Source organism: Dechloromonas sp. CZR5 (assembly GCF_008711155.1).
GTDB lineage: Bacteria > Pseudomonadota > Gammaproteobacteria > Burkholderiales > Rhodocyclaceae > Azonexus.
On record NZ_VUYQ01000014.1, the window covers coordinates 1 to 17,821 of the forward strand.

Here is a 17,821-nt window from a genome sequence, read left to right on the forward strand (position 1 = left end):
GCTTCCGCTCGCGAAAGTAGGTCAACGCCAGACTCCCATTCAAAAACCCCGTTACTAATCCAGTAACGGGGTTTTTAACTTTTACAAGAAGAAAAACCTGATCAGCTCACGCTGCCTTCAGCTGGTTGGCTTTTCGCTAACTTTTAGACGCATTTAGTCTCATTCCGCTCTTGAATTCGGCTGACAGAGCCCCATATTCAACCCTACGTTTCATTTTGAATAATGGGAGTCTCACGCATGTCCGAGTCCGCAACCGCAAATCGCGAAACGCTCGGCTTCCAGACGGAAGTCAAGCAACTGCTGCACCTGATGATCCATTCCTTGTACAGCAACAAGGAAATCTTTCTGCGCGAATTGGTATCGAATGCTTCCGATGCCTGTGACAAGCTGCGCTTCGAGGCGCTGAACAATGCGGCACTTTACGGTGACGATTCGGAATTGAAAATCCGGGTTGCCTTCGACAAGACCGCCCGTACTGTGACCATTTCCGATAATGGTATCGGTCTGAGCCGCGATGAGGCCGTCGCTCATCTCGGGACGATTGCCAAATCGGGTACCAAGGAATTCTTTTCGGCCCTGACCGGTGATCAGGCTAAAGATGCCCATCTGATCGGCCAGTTTGGGGTCGGCTTCTACTCGTCGTTTATCGTTGCCGACAAGGTGACGGTGATTTCCCGCCGTGCCGGAGTCGAGGCGAATCAGGCGGTACGTTGGGAATCAGCCGGCGAGGGCGAATATACCGTCGAAATGGTCGAAAAGGCCGGGCGCGGTACCGATGTCGTTCTGCATCTGCGCGACGGCGAGGATGATTTCCTGAACGGTTGGAAACTCAAGTCCATCATTCGCAAGTATTCCGACCATATCACGCTCCCGATCATCATGAAGAAGGAGGAGTGGAAGGACGGCGAGCAGGTCGTGACCGAGGAGGACGAGACCGTCAATCAGGCCAACGCGCTGTGGGTGCGCAGCAAGTCGGATATTACCGACGAGCAATACACCGAGTTCTACAAGCATGTTGCCCATGACTTCGAAGACCCGCTGTGCTGGACGCATGCCCGCGTCGAAGGCAAGCAGGAATACACTCAACTCCTCTACATCCCGGCTCGCGCGCCGTTCGACATGTGGGACCGCAACGCCCGTCATGGCATCAAGCTCTACGTGCGCCGCGTCTTCATCATGGACGACGCCGAGCAGCTGATGCCGCTGTACCTGCGCTTTGTGCGCGGGGTGGTCGATTCGGCCGATCTGCCGCTCAACGTGTCGCGCGAAATCCTGCAACAGAGCAAGGATATCGACAATATCCGCAGCGGCTGTACGCGCAAGGTGTTGTCCATGCTGGAAGGCCTGGCCAATAGCGATGAAGCGGCCGACAAGGAAAAGTACGCCAAATTCTGGGAAGCCTTCGGCGCCGTGCTCAAGGAAGGCGTTGGCGAGGACCAGGCCAACAAGGACAAGATTGCCGGCTTGATCCGTTTCGCATCGACGCATGGCGATGGCGACAAGCAGATTGCTTCGCTGGCCGACTACATCGCCCGGATGAAGGATGGCCAGGAGAAGATTTATTACGTGACGGCCGACAGCTTCAACGCCGCCAGGAACAGCCCGCATCTTGAAATTTTCAAGAAGAAGGGGATTGAGGTCTTGCTGCTATCCGATCGTGTTGACGAGTGGGTGGTTGGCCACCTGACCGAGTTCGAAGGCAAGCAGTTGCAGTCTGTGGCCAAGGGCGGCCTTGATCTCGGCAAGCTGGAAGATGAAGCCGAGAAGCAGGAAGCCGAAAAAGCGGCCGATGAGTACAAGGACTTGCTGGAGAAGGTGAAAACCGCGCTCGGCGACAAGGTCAAGGATGTACGCGTCACCTATCGCCTGACGGACTCGCCGTCCTGCCTGGTTTCCGACGAGCATGATCCGTCCGGCAACCTGGCTCGTCTGCTGAAGGCGGCAGGTCAGAAAGCGCCGGACATCAAGCCCATCCTGGAAATCAATCCGCAGCATCCGGCCGTGATGCGCCTGAAGTATGAAGAGGCACGCTTCGATGACTGGGCTGCTTTGTTGTTCGAGCAGGCTACGCTGGCCGAGGGCGGGCAACTGGATGACCCGGCTGGCTTCGTCAAGCGTATCAACGATCTGATGATGGCGTTGTCGGCGAAGTGATTCGATTTCGCCGTAGCCGCTAATCGGCTTGTGTCGATCAAAGGCCGCCTGTTCAGGCGGCCTTTTTTATGTGGGAAGCAATCCTATGCAGCGGTTGGCGAGCTTCCCCAGAGCGCTTCGCCACCGGCATCCAAATAGCTCAGATAAGAGCGCAGATCGAATTCCAGCTGGAAATAATCGGGCTCCATGTGTTGGCAGAGCTGGTAGAAGGCCTTGTTGTGTTCCGATTCCTTCAGATGGGCGAGTTCGTGCACCACGATCATGCGCAGGAATTCGCCGGGCATGTTGCGAAACAGTCCGGCAACGCGGATTTCCCTTTTGGACCTGATCTTGCTCCCCTGCACCCGGCCAATGGAGGTGTGGGTGCCCAGTGCCTTTTGCAGCGTTTGCAATTTACTGTCGTAGGCGATCTTGCTGAGCTGTGGTGTATTTTTCAGATGATGATTGCGAATATCCTGGACGTAGTCGTAGAGCGCCTTGTCAGTGCGTATGTCGTGGGCCAGCGGGTATTTTCCGAGCAGAATCCCCCCCAGCTTCCCTTGCGCAATGGCGTGGCTGACGGCGTGGACCAGATGACCGGGATAGCCAGCGAGATAATTGGGGGGCGGGTTGGGGCGCATGCGACAGCGAGGTGAGGGAATACCTGAATTTTACCGAAGCGGCGCGCTGTCCGAGGTGTTGGCGGACTTAGGCGGTATGCTGGCGGCTGTTTCATTTTGCCCTGCCACCATGCAGAACCCCGTTCCCATCATTGTCATCGCGCAGCTGTTCGGTACGTCGTTGTGGTTCTCGGCCAATAGTGCCGCTGACGATCTGATTCGCACCTGGGGCATCGTTCCGGCCGATATCGGAACCTTGACCAATGCCGTTCAGCTCGGCTTTATCCTGGGCACCCTGAGCTTCGCCATTTCCGGCCTGGCCGACCGCTTTCCGGCCAGCCGGATTTTTGCGGTTTGCGCCGTGCTCGGGGCCGCTTGCAACGCTGCATTCGCCGGGTTGGCCGATGGCCTGACTTGGGCAGTGCCCCTGCGCTTTGCCGTCGGCTTTTGCCTGGCAGGTGTCTATCCACTCGGCATGAAGCTGGTGGTCAGCTGGGTGCCGGAGCGTGCCGGATCGGCATTGGCACAACTGGTCGGCATGCTGACGCTGGGGACAGCGTTGCCGCACGGCATTCGCCTGGCAGGGACAGGCTGGTCGTGGCAGGCCACGATTCTGGTTTCCTCAGGCTTGGCGCTACTGGCTGCGGTCATGATCTTCCGCCTTGGTGACGGTCCTCATCTCAAGCGTCGGCACGGAGCGCCACCGATGCGCCTGGGCAGGGTACTCCACGCCTTTTCGATCGGCGAATTTCGTGCCTCCGCCCTGGGTTATTTTGGCCACCAATGGGAGTTGTACGCCTTCTGGACGCTGACCCCGGCGCTGATCGTCCTGAGTGGCCTGGCGGCTCCCGGCAGCATCGAAGTCTCCGGGCTGGCGTTTGCCATCATCGGCATCGGCACGCTGGGTTGCCTGTTCGGCGGCTGGTGGAGCCAGCGTATCGGCAGCGCCCGGGTGGCCGCTACGGCCTTGGCGCTGTCGGCGGCTTGCTGTGCGATATTCCCGCTGAGCGGCGAGTGGGCACCCTGGGCCAAGCTATTGTTGCTGCTGCTGTGGGGGGCGACGGTGGTGGCCGATTCGCCTCATTTTTCGGCGCTATCCGCCAGGGCCTGCCCGCCCGAGATCGTCGGGAGCGCCCTTGCCTTCCAGAATTCGATCGGTTTTGCGATCACCATGGTTTCCATCCAGTTGGGGACGGCGTGGATAGGCAACTGGGCCGGCGGCATCGCGTGGTTGCTCTTGCCTGGCCCCGTTCTCGGCCTGCTTGGACTCTACCCTCTGTGGCGGGCGGCAAGCCGATGAACCCCGATGATCTGCTCCTCCTGGTCAGCCGGACGATGCCATTTGGCAAATACAAGGGCCGCTTGATTGCCGACCTGCCCGGGCATTACCTGAACTGGTTTGCCCGTGAAGGTTTTCCGCCGGGGGAAATTGGCCGTTTGCTGGCCTTGATGCAGGAGATCGACCATAACGGCCTGTCGGGTCTGTTGAAACCCCTGCGGCAATCTTAGCGGGCAGCCATAGGCAGCCCGCCGGGGTTTGACGAAACGGCACCTTGCTCAGCTACTGGGTATTGAATTGCTGGCGCAGGCAGGCCTTGTGCTCAGGGCCAAGCTTGTCCTGGCATGCGACACGGGCTTTCTGGTGCTGCTCGCAACGTGCCGGGTTGGGTGCCTTGCTGCAATCGACCGTCGGCATTTTCTGTTGGACACATTGGCGGAAAGCAGGTCCGGACTGGCCTTGGCATTCCTGATAGGCCATCTTGCGCGACTCGCATTGCTGCGGGTTGCCGGCCTTGGCGCAATCGAAATTCTGCATCTGCTGCTGCATGCATTGACGACGCTGCGGGCCGGTGTTGGCCTTGCAGGCTTCTATCGCTTTGGCGCGGGCTTCGCGATGGGCTGTACAAGCGGCCGGGTTCGGTGCCTGGCTGCAGTCGAGCTGGGCGCGTGCCCGAGGCGGACTGGTTGGAGCCATCCCGGAATCCATGCCGCGCATGCCCCCCATCCCGGGACCCGGCTGTGCATTGGTAGGCAGGCAGGTCAGCGAAGCCAGCAAGGTGACGGCGATCATCATCAGACGTTTTTTCATTTTTTTGCTCCCCATTGACGGTTGTCACAACTTCATTCTAGGCGCTATTCGGATTAGTTTCCGCTCAACTTGCAAACGAGTGCGAACATCTCCGGGGCGAGTGACAACACCTTACGAGCACATGCTATATTGCCGCGGATGAATGACAGGAATGTAGGCGAACATCGCCTGACTCTCGCCGAGGTCGTCGACTGGATGGTCGAGGACGGCCTCATCGGTCGCGAGGCAGCCGATGCCTTGAAGAGCGAGCGCCGCCTGCACGGTGGCAAGATCCATCCGCTGATCGTCATCGCCGACCAGAAGTGGCGCAGCGCCAAGCTGCCGACCCAATTGCTGAACCTGGAAAACCTCACCGAATGGCTGGCCGGGCGGACGGGACTCGATTACCTGCATATCGACCCGCTGAAGATCGATTTCACCGGCGTTGCCGAAGTGATGTCGAGCGCCTACGCGGCCCGCTTCGGCATCCTGCCGGTTCAGGTGACGACACGTGAGGTCGTGATCGCCACGGCCGAGCCTTTCGTTCGCGAATGGGTCGTCGAGCTGCAGCATATCCTGCGCAAGGAGATTCGCCGGGTGATGGCCAATCCGGATGACATCGGGCGCTACCTGGTCGAGTTCTTCAACCTGGCCAAGTCGGTCAAGAAAGCGGCGGCCCGCGGCGAAGTGACCAGCGGTTTGTCGAGCTTCGAGCAGCTGGTCGAGCTGGGCAAGGGCAACCGGACCTTCGATGCCAACGACCAGCACATCGTCCATATCGTGGACTGGTTGTGGCAGTACGCTTTCGACCAGCGCGCCTCGGACATCCACATTGAACCGCGGCGCGATCTGGGCATTGTCCGCTTCCGTATCGACGGCGTGCTGCATCAGGTGTACCAGATTCCGATGGCGGTGATGAACGCCATGACCAGCCGCATCAAGCTGCTCGGTCGCATGGACGTCATCGAGAAGCGCCGCCCTCAGGACGGCCGGATCAAGACGCGGACGCCGGCGGGGCAGGAGGTCGAGTTGCGCTTGTCCACCCTGCCGACGGCTTTCGGCGAAAAACTGGTCATGCGTATTTTTGACCCAGAGGTACTGGTGCGGGATTTCCGCTCGCTCGGCTTTTCCGATGATGACCAATTGCGCTGGAAACAGATGACCGGCTCGCCGAACGGCATCGTGCTGGTCACCGGTCCCACCGGCTCTGGCAAGACGACGACGCTGTACACCACGCTGAAACAACTGGCGACGCCGGAGGTCAACGTGTGCACCATCGAGGACCCGATCGAAATGATCGAGTCCTCGTTCAACCAGATGCAGGTCCAGCACAGCATCGATCTCGGTTTTGCCGATGGCGTGCGCGCCTTGATGCGCCAGGACCCGGATATCGTGATGATCGGCGAAATCCGCGATCTGGAGACCGCCGAAATGGCCATCCAGGCGGCCCTGACCGGGCATCTGGTGCTGTCGACCCTGCATACCAACGATGCGCCGTCCGCGATTACCCGCATGCTTGATCTCGGCGTGCCGGCCTACCTGATCAATTCGACCCTGCTCGGCGTGATGGCCCAGCGCCTGGTGCGTACCTTGTGCCCGCATTGCAAGAAGGCGGCACCGATTACCGAGGATCAGAGGGCCGCCTGGCGTTCGCTGGTGGCGCCGTGGAAATCGGCCGAGCCGGCGCAATTGTGGCAGCCGGTCGGTTGTCTCGAGTGCCGGATGACGGGTTATACCGGTCGGGTGGGTATTTACGAAGTTCTGCTCAATTCGCCGGAAATCCGCAGGCAGATCAAGCCGATCACGGACATCCCGAAGCTCCGCGAACAGGCCTTCCGCGAAGGGATGCGGCCGCTGCGCATCTCAGGCGCCTTGAAAGTTGCCCAAGGGCAGACCTCTCTCGAGGAAGTGATCAAGGTCGCCCCGCCATCGGACGAAGGGTAAGCGTCTTGCCCGTCGTTGCGGGCAATGAATGACTAGCGACCGACCGACGTGGCCTTGCGGCGTACCGCATCGACGTAGGCCATGGCATCCATGGCCTGGCCGTTGCGCTGGGCTTGCCAGATCGTCTCGCCCAGGCATTCGAGCAGGACGTGCTCGGCATCGTGCGCATCCATGCGCGCCCGCAATTGCTCGAACGCCAGGCGAATCCCGGGCGGCTGGTCGATGCTCACCTGCTCGTGGATCGCCAGGTGCAGTGAAAGATGCAGGAAGGGATTCATCGCTCCGCCTTCCGGTACCCATTCCTGGTTGACTGCCGCATCCGCATTTTCCAGCAGCGCATGATATTCAGGGTGCCGGGCGGCAATGTCGGCAGCCGTGACTTCGGCGCCAACCAGGGGCAAACGGTCGAGGTGTTTTTTCCAGGCATCGCAGAAGAAGCGACGCACCTGTTCGCGGGAGGGATTAAACATGGGAGCTTTCGTAAAGCAGGGTCAGGATGGCATTGTGATACAACCGGTTGTTACCGTCCCGGTGAATGATCTGGCCGGTACCATAGGCGCCGAGTAGCGGCGTATCGGGGAAGTGTTCGCGAAAGGCCTGCAGGTCGCGGTCGTCGTTGCCGTAGAAGAGCGGTCCGCGTCCGATGCACGAGAACATCAGCGCAAACGCGGGGGGAACATGGTGTTCGCGGTGGTTGGCAAACGCTGCGCGAATCTGCTGTTCGGCGGCGAGTGGCTGGCGTATCGCCCAGAGCATGGATTCGCCCGGCGCGAGGGTGTCGGACAACATCAGCGAGCCGTCGGCATTGGCCGTCAGGATGGCCATTCCGGGTTCGTCGGCATGGCGTAGCACGGCAATCTGGTGCCAGGGCGGATGTTCACGCAAGTCGGGAGGCAGGCTGCGGCGCAGGCTGTCGATGGCACGGTGGCCGCCTACCTGTTGAAGCTCATAGCCCCGGCATTGGTCGACAACTTGAGATTCGCCGAGGATGCGCATGCCGGTCGATTTGGTCTGGCAGGCGCTGACGCCCGGCAGGCGAATTTCGGCGCAGCCGTTCTCGGCCAGCCGGCTCTGCGACCAGGTTACGCCATCGGAATCGAGAAAGCCGGCGCGCGGTTTATCGGTCTGCCAGCCAAACGGCAGAAGTGCGTGGGACGAAAACGAGATCAGCAGTTCATCCGGTGCGGCTGACGAGTCCGGTGCCGAGAAAATCATCGCCGCAGCGGCCGATTGATCCAGCTGCCAGCCGCGTTCGGTGAGCAGGCCGCTGGCCGTGCCGCCGCAGACCGACAGGCAGCCGGCCGCCCGAGCTGCGGCAAGCACGGCAGGCTGGGGATTGCGGGCGTAGTCGCGGCTCAGGAAGAGCAGCACGTTGTCGGCACGGTCTACGCCGGCAAGGGACAAGGCGTGGCTGACCGCCTCATGGGCGAGTTCGGCAACGGGCCTGCTGCCTGTGACCAGACTGCTTGCCACCTTCATACGGTTTTTCCCCGGAAGGCGCACAGATCGATCACGACACAGCGCGCGCATTCCGGTTTGCGGGCCTTGCAGATATAGCGGCCGTGCAGGATCAGCCAGTGATGGGCGTCTTTCTTGAACTCGTCCGGTGTTACGCGCAGCAGCTTCTGCTCGACTTCGACGACCGTCTTGCCAGGGGCCAGCCCGGTCCGGTTGCCAAGGCGGAAGATGTGCGTGTCGACCGCGATCGTCGGTTGCCCGAAGGCCGTGTTGAGCACGACGTTGGCGGTCTTGCGACCGACGCCGGGCAAGGCTTCCAGTGCTTCCCGGTCGGCCGGGACTTCCCCGCCGTGCAGTTCGACCAGCATTCGGCAGGTGGCGATGACGTTCTTCGCCTTGGTGCGGAACAGGCCGATGGTTTTGATGTAGTCGACCAGTCGTTCTTCACCGAGGGCCAACATGGACTCTGGCGTCGGGGCGACCGGAAAAAGACGGGCAGTCGCCTTGTTCACGCCGACGTCCGTTGCCTGGGCGGAGAGGATGACCGCGATCAGCAACTGAAACGGGGTCGCGTAGTGCAGTTCTGTCGTAGGCGCCGGGTTGGCGTCGCGCAAGCGGGTATAGAACTGCTCGATTTGGGCTTTTTTCACGGGTGGATAATGTAGATCGTTGTTATTTGGCGCCGCCTGCGCGATATTTGTATAAACCATTCTACCCGACAGAGAGGACTGTTTCTTCATGCAGCAGGCCAGTCCAGACAACGGCATCGCCTTGACCCAACTGGTTGAGGGCAATCCGGTGGCGACCATCGTGATCGACGCGAGTCATCGGGTCACGCACTGGAATCGCGCCTGTGCCGTACTGACTGGCGTCCCGGCGGAGAAGATGATCGGCCGTTCGGAACAATGGCGTGCTTTTTACGACTCGGCGCGCCCGATCATGGCCGATCTGGTGGTGGACGGCGTACTCGAGGACGGCGTGGACCGCTATTACCATGGCAAGTTCGCGAAATCGGCGCTGATCGCCGATGCGTACGAAGCCGAGGATTTCTTTCCGTCCTTCGGCCAAGGCGGCCGCTGGCTGTTCTTTACCGCCGCCGCCTTGCGCGATGCCGAAGGGCGTATCGTCGGTGCCATCGAGACCTTGCAGGACGTGACTGAGCGACGGAGAGCCGAGGCGGCCCTGCGCGAGAAGGAAGCGTATCTGGCCCAGGTGGTTGATGGTTCTTCCGTCCCTACCATCGTAATCGACGCGGATCACGTGGTGACCCACTGGAATCGCGCCTGCGAGGCCTTGAGCGGGCTTTCGGCAAGCGCGGTGATCGGTACCCGCGATCACTGGAAAAGCTTCTATCCGACGCGGCGCCCGATCCTGGCCGATTTGATCATCGATGGCGTCGGGGAGCGCGAGGTCGATCGCCTGTATCACGGTCGCTTCCGGCGCTCGTCCCTGATCAACGGCGGATACGAGGCCGAGGATTTCTTTCCGAATCTTGGATCAGCCGGCAGCTGGCTGTTCTTTACGGCGGCACCCTTGAGAAATGCAGCTGGCGAGGTTATCGGGGCGATCGAGACACTGCAGGACGTGAGCGAACGGCGGCGGGCCGAGGAAGCCTTGCGCGACAGCGAGGAGCGCTATCGTTCCTTGAGCCAGACCGACCCGCTGACCGGGCTGTTCAATTCGCGCCACATGCGCGAGGTGTTGCCGCTCGAAATCGAGCGTGCGACCCGCTACGGCCGGCCGTTGGCACTGCTGGCGCTGGATTGCGACAACTTCAAGGCGGTCAACGACAACCACGGCCATCTGGGTGGCGATCGAGTGCTGCAATGCCTGGCCAACGCCATTCATCAATGCTTGCGCCGCTCCGATTCGGCTTTTCGCTACGGCGGGGAGGAGTTTGTGGTGCTGTTGCCGGAAACCGATGGGCCGGCGGCTCTGCTGATCGCAGAACGTCTGTGCGCGGCGTTTGCCGATGCCCGAACGCCGTCGCCCGTCGGTGAGGCGATTTCCTGCACGGTGAGCATCGGTGTCGCGCTCTGCCGTGCCGACGACAACGAAATGAGCCTGATGCGTCGCGCCGACGAGGCTTGCTACCGGGCCAAGCGGGCCGGAAAGAACCAGGTTGTCCCGGAAGACTCAGGCGGCTGAGTCGGTGCTCGGCGATGCGTCGCGCAATACCGGAATCCGTCGTAGTTTCCGGGGGGCTTCCAGATTGCGGGCGCGCAGTTGCCCGCAGCCGCCGTCGACATCCTGCCCGGCCGAGTTGCGTACCGTGGTCCGGATGCCGCGGGCGTGCAGATAGCGCGTCAGCGCGGTCACCCGTTCGACCGGCGGGCGCCGATAATCGAGGGCTGCGGTGGCGTTGTAGGGAATCAGGTTCATCAGCGCATATTTCCCGGTCAGGAGGCGGACGATGCCATCCATTTCGGCTTCGCTGTCGTTGACCCCCTCGATCAGGGTCCATTGATACTGGATCGGGTAGCCCGTCCGGCGGGCATACGCTTCGGCCAGTTCGACCAGTTCGCCGGGCTCGATCGGTGCCGCCTTGGGAAGCAAGGTCTTGCGCAGTTCGGGGCGTGTCGTATGCAGCGAAATGGCCAGGGCGGGGCGGACGCGCCCGGCAGGCAGCCGTTCGAAAACACGGTAGTCGCCGACGGTCGAGAAGACCAGGTTCTTGTGGCCGATGGCGCCATAGGTGCCCAGGGTGTCGATGGCTTCCAGCACGTTGTCGATATTGTGCGAAGGCTCGCCCATTCCCATGAAGACGACCCGGCTGACCTTGCGCTGCCGACGCGCCAGGACGACCTGGGCGACCATTTCGGCGCTATCGACCTGGCGCAGCAAGCCGTCGCGGCCGGTCATGCAGAAGGTACAACCGACGGCGCAGCCGACCTGGGTCGAGATGCACAGGCCGTCGCGGGGAAGCAGGACGCTCTCCACCAGCTGGCCATCAGCCAGTTCGACGAGCAGGCGTGCCCCATCCTCGCCGGCATGTTCGGAACGGACGCGAGCCAGGCTGTTCAGTGTGGCAGAGAGTCCGGGGAGGGCATTGCGTAGCCCAAGCGGCAGGAAGTCGGCGGCCGGCTGGTGGCGTGGCCCGCTATCGAGGGATTGACCCTGCGCCCAGGCACGCAGCACGCGGTCGACGTGGCAATCCTTGGCGCCGGTGGCGTACAGGGTCTGGCGGATGGCTTCGATGCGCATGGGAAAAATTCAGGCCCCGCAGGGCCTGGAAATCAGTGGCAACCGGCGCTGGCGACCGGCGCCGGCGGCTTCAGCCTGGCGCGTTCGGCGGCCTTGGCATCCATCCAGTTCTTCCAGGCGATCATGCAGCCGAGCAGGATGAACGCGCCGGGCGGCAACAGGGCAAGCAGGAAGCCGGGATAGCTTTCCGGCAGCAGCTGGATGGGCTGCATGTTCGGGAAGACCATGTCGATGCCGCCGAGTACGGTGCCGTTACCGAGCAATTCGCGCATGGCACCGAGCAGTGCAAGCGTCCACAGCATGCCGACGCCCATGAACACGCCGTCGAAGGTCGACTGCAGCGGCGGGTTCTTGGCAGCAAAGGCCTCGACGCGGGCCAGCACGATGCAGTTGGTGACGATCAGCGGAATGAAGATGCCGAGGACCAGATACAGCTCGTGCAGGTTGGCGTTGAACAGTAGGTCGATAACGGTGACCAGCGCGGCGACGATCAGGATGAAGACGGGAATCCGGATTTCGTGCGGAATGAGGTTGCGCAGCGAGGCGACGGCGACGTTGGAGAGCGCCATGACGATGATCGTTGCCAGCGACAGCATGATGCCGTTCACCGCATTGGTGGTCACGGCCAGAAGCGGGCAAAGACCGAGAATCTGCGCGATGGACGTATTCTGTTTCCAGATACCGTTACCGGCGATGGTCCTGAATTCTTCGCGGGTGATCATTGGGCACCTCCTTCGGCGAACAGACGGTCACGGTTGGCTTCGGCCCAATGCGCCGCCTTGAGGACGGCCTTGGTCACCGCACGGGGGGTGATGGTGGCGCCGGCGTAATAGTCGATCTTGCCGCCATCCTTGCGGACCTTCCATTCCTTGTCGGTCACCTGGGCGAGCGACATGCCGATGAATTGCGTGATCCACGGACGAGCCTTGTTCTTGTCCTTCTTGACTTCGATGTAGTCGCCGAGGCCCGGGGTTTCCTTGTGCTGGGTGACGCGGACGCCACCTACCTCGCCATTGGCGCGCAAGGCAATGATCAGGCGGATTTTGCCGGCATAGCCATCCGGCGCGACGGATTCGACAATCAGCGCCACGGGCTGTCCCGCCTTGCGCGCACGATAGACGGTGGAAGGGTCGGCCAGGCCCAGTTCAGGGGTGGCCTGAAGGGCGACGGTATCGGTCAGCAAATCGTTGTCGTATTCGGTACGCGGCAGGACTTCGTCGACCAGCTTCATCTTCTCTTCGGCCGCCGAGGCCTCGATGGCCGGTTTGGTCCACAGGTAGGCGCCGGAGAGCAGGCCGGTGAAAATGATCACGAAAATGAACAGGATTGCCGCGGTGCGCACTGCCATCCCGGAGGCTGTGAATCCCTTGGCGGCGCTCACGGACGATCCCCCTTGCCGGCATCTTTCATGCCGAAAATCTTCGGCTGGGTCAGCAGGTCGATGACCGGGGCGCAGAGATTCATCAGCAGCACGGCGAAGGCCACGCCGTCCGGGTAACCGCCGAAGACGCGGATGATGTAGGCGAGCAGGCCGGCACCGGCACCGAAGATCAGCTTGCCGCGCGGCGTGGTGCACCCGGAAACCGGATCGGTCGCAATGAAGAAGGCACCGAGCATCGCGCCGCCGGACAACAAGTGGAACAGCGGGCTGGCAAACTGGGCCGGGTTGAGCAGCCACAGTGCGCCGGAAATGGCGACCAGGGAAGCGATGAAAGCGAGCGGGACGTGCCAGGTGATGAGCTTGCGCTGCCACATCCACAGGCCGCCGATCAGGTAACCAAAGGCGACCCATTCCCAGCCGCGGCCGGCGAAATTGCCGTAGATATCCTGATTGGCCAGCAAGGCGGCGACATCCTGGCTACCTTCGCCCAGCTTGAGGGCCGTCTTCATGGCGTCGAGCGGCGTGGCGCCGGACAGCGCGTCGACACGCGGCGCGAGGCCGAGAATGACGTTGAGCTGGTCGACCAGCGGCAGTTGCAAGCCGACGCTGGGCCATTGCGACATCAGGGCGGGGAAGGAGACGATACAGATGGCGAAGGCGACCATCGCCGGATTGAACGGGTTCTGGCCGAGGCCGCCGTAGAGGTGCTTGGCGACGACGATGGCGAAGACGGTGCCGGTAGCGACCAGCCACCAGGGCGCCAGCGGCGGGAAGGTGAGCGCGATCAGCCAGGCGGTGACGATGGCCGAGCCGTCGGACAGGAACATTGCCAGCGGCTTTTTCTGGATGTGCAGCATCGCCGTTTCGGCGATCAGGGCGGCCAGCGAGGCAATGACCAGCTGGACCAGGATGGCCGGGCCGACCAGCCAGGCATAGGCGGCGATGCCGGGAACCAGCGCGATGCAGACTTGCGTCATGACCTGGCTGACGCTGGTGTCCTTGAGCAGGAAGGGGGCGGGGGCGAACATTACTCGGATTTCTCGTTGACCGGCGTTTCCGGCGGGACCAGGCCGGCAGTGGCGCGCCGGGACTCGATTTCTTCGGCGGCGCGCTGCTGTTCCGGCGTCAGGTGCTCGGTGTTCTTCGGCTGTGCCGCCTCCCGTTGGGCCTTGGCGCGTTCCATGGCAGCCTGGATGGTGGCCAGCTTGGCCGCCTTTTCGGCATCGGCGGCAGAGGGTGCAGCCACAGGGGCGGGAGAGGATGCTTCGGCCGCGGGGGCGGGGACCTCGCCTGCCGCAGCGGCTGCGGCAGCCTCGGCGGCCTTCTTGGCAGCCTGCGCAGCTGCGGCCTTGGCCAGCTTCTCGGCCTTCTCGGCCTTTTCGCGCTCTTCGCGGTATTGCTTGAACTCGAAACGCTCCTTGGCCTGGTCGGCGGCGTTCTTTTCGCGTTCGCGCGCCCAGATTTCGCTCTTGGCGAAACGGAAGTACTGGACCAGCGGAATGCGCGACGGGCAGACGAAGGAGCAGCAACCGCATTCGATGCAGTCGAAGATGTGGTACTCCTGCGTCTTGCCGAAATTCTTGGCGCGCGAGAACCAGTACATCTCGAACGGCTGCAGCTCGTGCGGGCAGGCCTGGGCGCAGGATCCGCAGCGGATGCACGGCATTTCCGGCGCCTTGGGCGGGAACAGGCGGTCGGAGTGGGCGATCAGGCAGTTGGTGGCCTTGACCACCGGGACGTCGGGTTGCGGCACCAGGAAGCCCATCATCGGGCCGCCCATGACGATGCCGTCGGTATCCGGGTGTGGCGTGGCCAGCTTGAGCAATTCGTCCATCGGCGTGCCGATCAGGACTTCGTAATTGCGTGGTTCATGCACGTTGCCGGTGATGGTCACCAGACGCGAAACGACCGGTTCGCCGTGGGCGATGGCGCGCCAGGCAGTGTAGGCGGTGGCGACGTTGAAGCACTGGACGCCGAGATCGGTCGAGCGCTTGCTGGCCGGAACTTCCTTGCCGGTCAGCACGCGGATCAGCTGCTTGGCGCCGCCGGCCGGATACAGCGTCGGCACCTGGATAACCTCGAAATCCTCGCCGACAGCCTCGACCGCTGCGCGCATGGCGGCAGCGGCTTCCGGCTTGTTGTCCTCGATGCCGATCAGCACCTTCTTCGGTTGCAGCAGGTCACGGAAAATGCCGATGCCGCGCACGACTTCCTCGGCGCGTTCGCGCATCAGCAGGTCGTCGCAAGTGATGAAGGGCTCGCACTCGGCGCCGTTGACGACCATTTCTTCCATCGGCACCGTCTTCGAGGCGGTCAGCTTGCCGTGGGTCGGGAAGACGGCGCCGCCGAGACCGACCACGCCGGCCTGCTGGAGACGCTCACGCACCTGTTCCGGGGTGAGCGACTTGTAGTCGACCGGTTCGCGGACGATCCACTCGTCCTTGCCATCCGGTTCGATCACCACGCACATCGCATCGAGGCCCGACGGGTGCGGCTGGACGTGCATGGCGACCTCGACCACGGTACCCGAGGTCGGGGCATGGACGGCTGCGGAAATCCAGCCGTCGGCCTCGCCGATCAATTGGCCTTTCAGTACCTTGTCGCCGGCTTCCACGACCGGGCGTGGCGTACCGCCGATGCTCTGGTGCAGCGGGACGACCAGGCGCGAAGGCATGGGGGCCATGGCGATCGGCAGGCCGAGCGATTGGGTCTTGTTGGTCGGCGGTTTGACGCCACCCTTGAACTTGAACAGGTTCATCAGCATCAGGCGGCCTCTTTGATCGGAGCAGCCTTGATTTCAACGACCGGGTATTTCCACTTCCAGCTGTCGATGTTTTCGGCAATGACTTCCATATGGATGCACTCGACCGGGCACGGCGGCAGGCAGAGCTCGCAACCGGTGCATTGCTGGCCGATGATCACGTGCATCTGCTTGGCGGCGCCGATGATGGCATCGACCGGGCAGGCCTGGATGCACAGCGTGCAGCCGATGCAGGTGTTCTCGTCGATGATGGCGACCTGTTTCGGTTTTTCCTCGGCATCGAGCGGTTTGACTTCGCGACCGAGCAGATCGGCCAGGCGCTGCACGCCTTCGGTGCCGCCGGGCGGACACTTGTTGATTTCCTCGCCGTTGGCGATGGCTTCGGCGTAGGGCTTGCAGCCCGGATAGCCGCACTGGCCGCATTGTGTCTGCGGGAGGATGGCTTCGATCTTTTCGATCAGGGGGTCGCCCTCGACCTTGAACTTGATCGAGGCGAAACCGAGCGCGGCGCCGAGCACGACGGCGCCGAGGGCCATGATGGCGATGGCGAGCAGGATATCCATTACTGGTACTTGTCCAGGCCGGCAAAGCCCATGAAAGCCAGGGCCATCAAGCCGGCGGTGACCATGGCGATGGCCACGCCGCGGAAATGGACGGGCACGTCGGCGCCTTCGATGCGTTCGCGGATGCCGGCGAAGAGGATCAAGACCAGCGAGAAGCCGACGGCGCTGCCGGCACCGAAGAGCAGCGAATCGACGAAGTTGTAGTTGTTCGAAATGTTGAGCAGCGGCACGCCGAGCACGGCGCAGTTGGTGGTGATCAGCGGCAGGTAGATGCCCAGCGTCTGCTGTAGTGCCGGCGAGGTCTTGGCGATGACCATTTCGGTCAGCTGGACGATGGCCGCGATGGTGACGATGAAAGACAGCGTGCGCAGGTACTCCAGGCCAAACGGCATCAGCAGGTAGTGATCGATGATGTAGCTGGCCCCGGTCGCCATGGTCAGCACGAAGGTCGTGGCGGCACCCATGCCGTAGGCGGTTTCCAGTTTCTTGGAAACGCCCATGAAGGGGCAAAGACCGAGAATCTTCACCAGCACGACGTTGTTGACCAACACCGCACCGACGAGGATGAAGAGATAGTGGCTCATGATTTAGGCTGGCGTGAGGCGCGTATTATCGAGTTTTGCTGCGGTGCGAACAACTGCGCGCCCCTTATGGCCTTATCCGTTTTTCTTGCTCAGCATGATAGCGAGGGTCTCTGCCACCTCGCTGACCAGATCCGGGCCGCGATAGATGAAACCGCTATAAAACTGCACCAGCGAGGCGCCGGCCTTGATCTTCTCGGCCGCATCCTCGCCACCCATGATGCCGCCGACGCCGATGATCGGCAGTTCGCCGGCCAGGGCCGTGGACAGCTTCTTCAACACCGCAGTCGATTTCTGGAAGACCGGAGCGCCGGACAGCCCGCCGGTTTCGGCGGCATTGGGCATGCCCTCGACGCCTTCGCGCGACAGCGTGGTGTTGGTGGCGATGACCGCATCGAAGCGATGGCGGCGCAGCGCGTCGGCGATGGCGGTGATCTGCTCGTCGTCGAGGTCGGGGGCGATCTTCAGAGCCATCGGCACGTACTTGCCGTTCTTGTCGGCCAGTTGCAGCTGGCGGGCCTTGAGCTGTGACAGCAGGTCGTCGAGTGCTTCGTCCTTCTGCAGTTCGCGCAGATTCTTGGTATTCGGCGACGAGATATTGACCGTGACGTAGCTGGCGTCGTTATAGACCTTGTCGAGGCAGATCAGGTAGTCGTCGGCGGCTTTCTCGATCGGTGTCGTGGCGTTCTTGCCGATGTTGATGCCGAGGATGCCGCCTTTCTTGGGGAATTCGGCGGCGCGGACGTTTTCCAGCAGCTTGTCGACGCCGGCATTGTTGAAGCCCATCCGGTTGATGATGCCCTGCGCTTCCGGAATGCGGAACAGGCGCGGCTTTGGGTTGCCATCCTGCGGGCGCGGCGTGATGGTGCCGATTTCGATGAAGCCGAAACCGAGCCGGGCCAGGCCGTCGATATGGTCGCCATTCTTGTCCAGACCGGCGGCGAGGCCGACCGGATTCGGGAACTTCAGGCCCATGACCTCGACCGGGCACGGGGCGACCGGCTTGGCCATCAGGCAGGCAGCGCGATCGATACCCACCATGCCGATGCCGTGCGCGGTTTCGGCGTCGAGGGAGAAGAAGAATTTGCGGATGAGTGGATAGAGCATA

At 62.2% G+C, this 17,821-nt stretch carries 18 protein-coding genes; 5 read left to right on the forward strand and 13 right to left on the reverse strand.

Going from position 1 to position 17,821, the window contains the following annotated elements:
* Window positions 1–237: 237 nt before the first annotated feature.
* Entirely contained in the window at window positions 238–2,154 is a 1,917-nt protein-coding gene (gene htpG / locus F1002_RS19995; RefSeq protein WP_150430812.1) for a molecular chaperone HtpG, read from the forward strand.
* Window positions 2,155–2,237: 83 nt separating this feature from the next.
* On the opposite strand, the gene F1002_RS20000 is transcribed toward htpG, so the two are convergent.
* On the reverse strand, window positions 2,238–2,774 hold the full coding sequence (locus F1002_RS20000) for a YgjP-like metallopeptidase domain-containing protein (protein WP_150430813.1): 537 nt from the start codon (window positions 2,772–2,774) through the stop codon (window positions 2,238–2,240).
* A 109-nt stretch (window positions 2,775–2,883) separates the two neighbouring features.
* On the opposite strand from F1002_RS20000, the gene F1002_RS20005 reads away from it, so the two are divergent.
* Window positions 2,884–4,053, forward strand: coding sequence for an MFS transporter (locus tag F1002_RS20005; protein ID WP_150430814.1), 1,170 nt, complete (start codon window positions 2,884–2,886; stop codon window positions 4,051–4,053).
* A complete protein-coding gene (locus F1002_RS20010; protein WP_150430861.1) occupies window positions 4,050–4,262 on the forward strand; it encodes a DUF3820 family protein in 213 nt (70 codons plus the stop codon). Before F1002_RS20005 ends, F1002_RS20010 begins: the two co-directional genes overlap by 4 nt.
* Before the next feature lie 52 nt (window positions 4,263–4,314).
* On the opposite strand, the gene F1002_RS20015 is transcribed toward F1002_RS20010, so the two are convergent.
* Window positions 4,315–4,842 carry a hypothetical protein gene (locus tag F1002_RS20015; protein ID WP_150430815.1) on the reverse strand — a complete coding sequence of 176 codons (528 nt, stop codon included), beginning with the start codon at window positions 4,840–4,842 and terminating at the stop codon, window positions 4,315–4,317.
* Between the two features lie 138 nt (window positions 4,843–4,980).
* Between F1002_RS20015 and F1002_RS20020 the strand changes: the two genes are divergently transcribed.
* Complete coding sequence (locus F1002_RS20020) at window positions 4,981–6,765, forward strand: GspE/PulE family protein (protein WP_150430816.1); 1,785 nt, start codon at window positions 4,981–4,983, stop codon at window positions 6,763–6,765.
* A gap of 32 nt (window positions 6,766–6,797) precedes the next feature.
* On the opposite strand, the gene F1002_RS20025 is transcribed toward F1002_RS20020, so the two are convergent.
* The 3 genes from F1002_RS20025 to nth are packed head-to-tail and all read right to left on the reverse strand — an operon-like array spanning window position 6,798 to window position 8,873.
* Window positions 6,798–7,235: a DUF1841 family protein gene (locus tag F1002_RS20025; RefSeq protein WP_150430817.1), complete on the reverse strand. Its 438-nt coding sequence runs from the start codon at window positions 7,233–7,235 to the stop codon at window positions 6,798–6,800.
* Window positions 7,228–8,244, reverse strand: coding sequence for an FIST C-terminal domain-containing protein (locus tag F1002_RS20030; RefSeq protein ID WP_191090488.1), 1,017 nt, complete (start codon window positions 8,242–8,244; stop codon window positions 7,228–7,230). Before F1002_RS20030 ends, F1002_RS20025 begins: the two co-directional genes overlap by 8 nt.
* The gene (gene nth, locus F1002_RS20035; RefSeq protein WP_150430819.1) at window positions 8,241–8,873 is read right to left on the reverse strand and encodes an endonuclease III; all 633 of its coding nucleotides are present in this window, start codon (window positions 8,871–8,873) and stop codon (window positions 8,241–8,243) included. The genes F1002_RS20030 and nth overlap by 4 nt, the downstream gene beginning before the upstream one ends.
* A gap of 88 nt (window positions 8,874–8,961) precedes the next feature.
* Here nth and F1002_RS20040 point away from each other — a divergent pair, with 88 nt between their 5' ends.
* Window positions 8,962–10,371 (forward strand): sensor domain-containing diguanylate cyclase, encoded by a 1,410-nt coding sequence (locus F1002_RS20040; RefSeq protein WP_150430820.1) that lies wholly within the window; start codon window positions 8,962–8,964, stop codon window positions 10,369–10,371.
* Here the strand turns inward: F1002_RS20040 and F1002_RS20045 are convergent.
* From F1002_RS20045 to F1002_RS20080, 8 genes are all read right to left on the reverse strand, one after another.
* Window positions 10,360–11,427: an RNA methyltransferase gene (locus tag F1002_RS20045; RefSeq protein ID WP_150430821.1), complete on the reverse strand. Its 1,068-nt coding sequence runs from the start codon at window positions 11,425–11,427 to the stop codon at window positions 10,360–10,362. The genes F1002_RS20040 and F1002_RS20045 overlap by 12 nt on opposite strands.
* Before the next feature lie 32 nt (window positions 11,428–11,459).
* On the reverse strand, window positions 11,460–12,149 hold the full coding sequence (locus F1002_RS20050) for an electron transport complex subunit E (RefSeq protein ID WP_150430822.1): 690 nt from the start codon (window positions 12,147–12,149) through the stop codon (window positions 11,460–11,462).
* Window positions 12,146–12,808 (reverse strand): electron transport complex subunit RsxG, encoded by a 663-nt coding sequence (gene rsxG / locus F1002_RS20055; RefSeq protein ID WP_223879706.1) that lies wholly within the window; start codon window positions 12,806–12,808, stop codon window positions 12,146–12,148. Before rsxG ends, F1002_RS20050 begins: the two co-directional genes overlap by 4 nt.
* The gene (locus tag F1002_RS20060) at window positions 12,805–13,836 is read right to left on the reverse strand and encodes an RnfABCDGE type electron transport complex subunit D (protein WP_150430823.1); all 1,032 of its coding nucleotides are present in this window, start codon (window positions 13,834–13,836) and stop codon (window positions 12,805–12,807) included. The genes rsxG and F1002_RS20060 overlap by 4 nt, the downstream gene beginning before the upstream one ends.
* Window positions 13,836–15,572 (reverse strand): electron transport complex subunit RsxC, encoded by a 1,737-nt coding sequence (gene rsxC, locus F1002_RS20065; RefSeq protein WP_150430824.1) that lies wholly within the window; start codon window positions 15,570–15,572, stop codon window positions 13,836–13,838. Before rsxC ends, F1002_RS20060 begins: the two co-directional genes overlap by 1 nt.
* Complete coding sequence (gene rsxB, locus F1002_RS20070) at window positions 15,572–16,132, reverse strand: electron transport complex subunit RsxB (protein ID WP_370452215.1); 561 nt, start codon at window positions 16,130–16,132, stop codon at window positions 15,572–15,574. The genes rsxC and rsxB overlap by 1 nt, the downstream gene beginning before the upstream one ends.
* On the reverse strand, window positions 16,132–16,716 hold the full coding sequence (gene rsxA, locus F1002_RS20075; protein WP_150430825.1) for an electron transport complex subunit RsxA: 585 nt from the start codon (window positions 16,714–16,716) through the stop codon (window positions 16,132–16,134). The genes rsxB and rsxA overlap by 1 nt, the downstream gene beginning before the upstream one ends.
* 72 nt (window positions 16,717–16,788) lie before the next feature.
* Window positions 16,789–17,820 carry a quinone-dependent dihydroorotate dehydrogenase gene (locus F1002_RS20080; protein ID WP_150430826.1) on the reverse strand — a complete coding sequence of 344 codons (1,032 nt, stop codon included), beginning with the start codon at window positions 17,818–17,820 and terminating at the stop codon, window positions 16,789–16,791.
* Window position 17,821 lies beyond the last annotated feature (1 nt).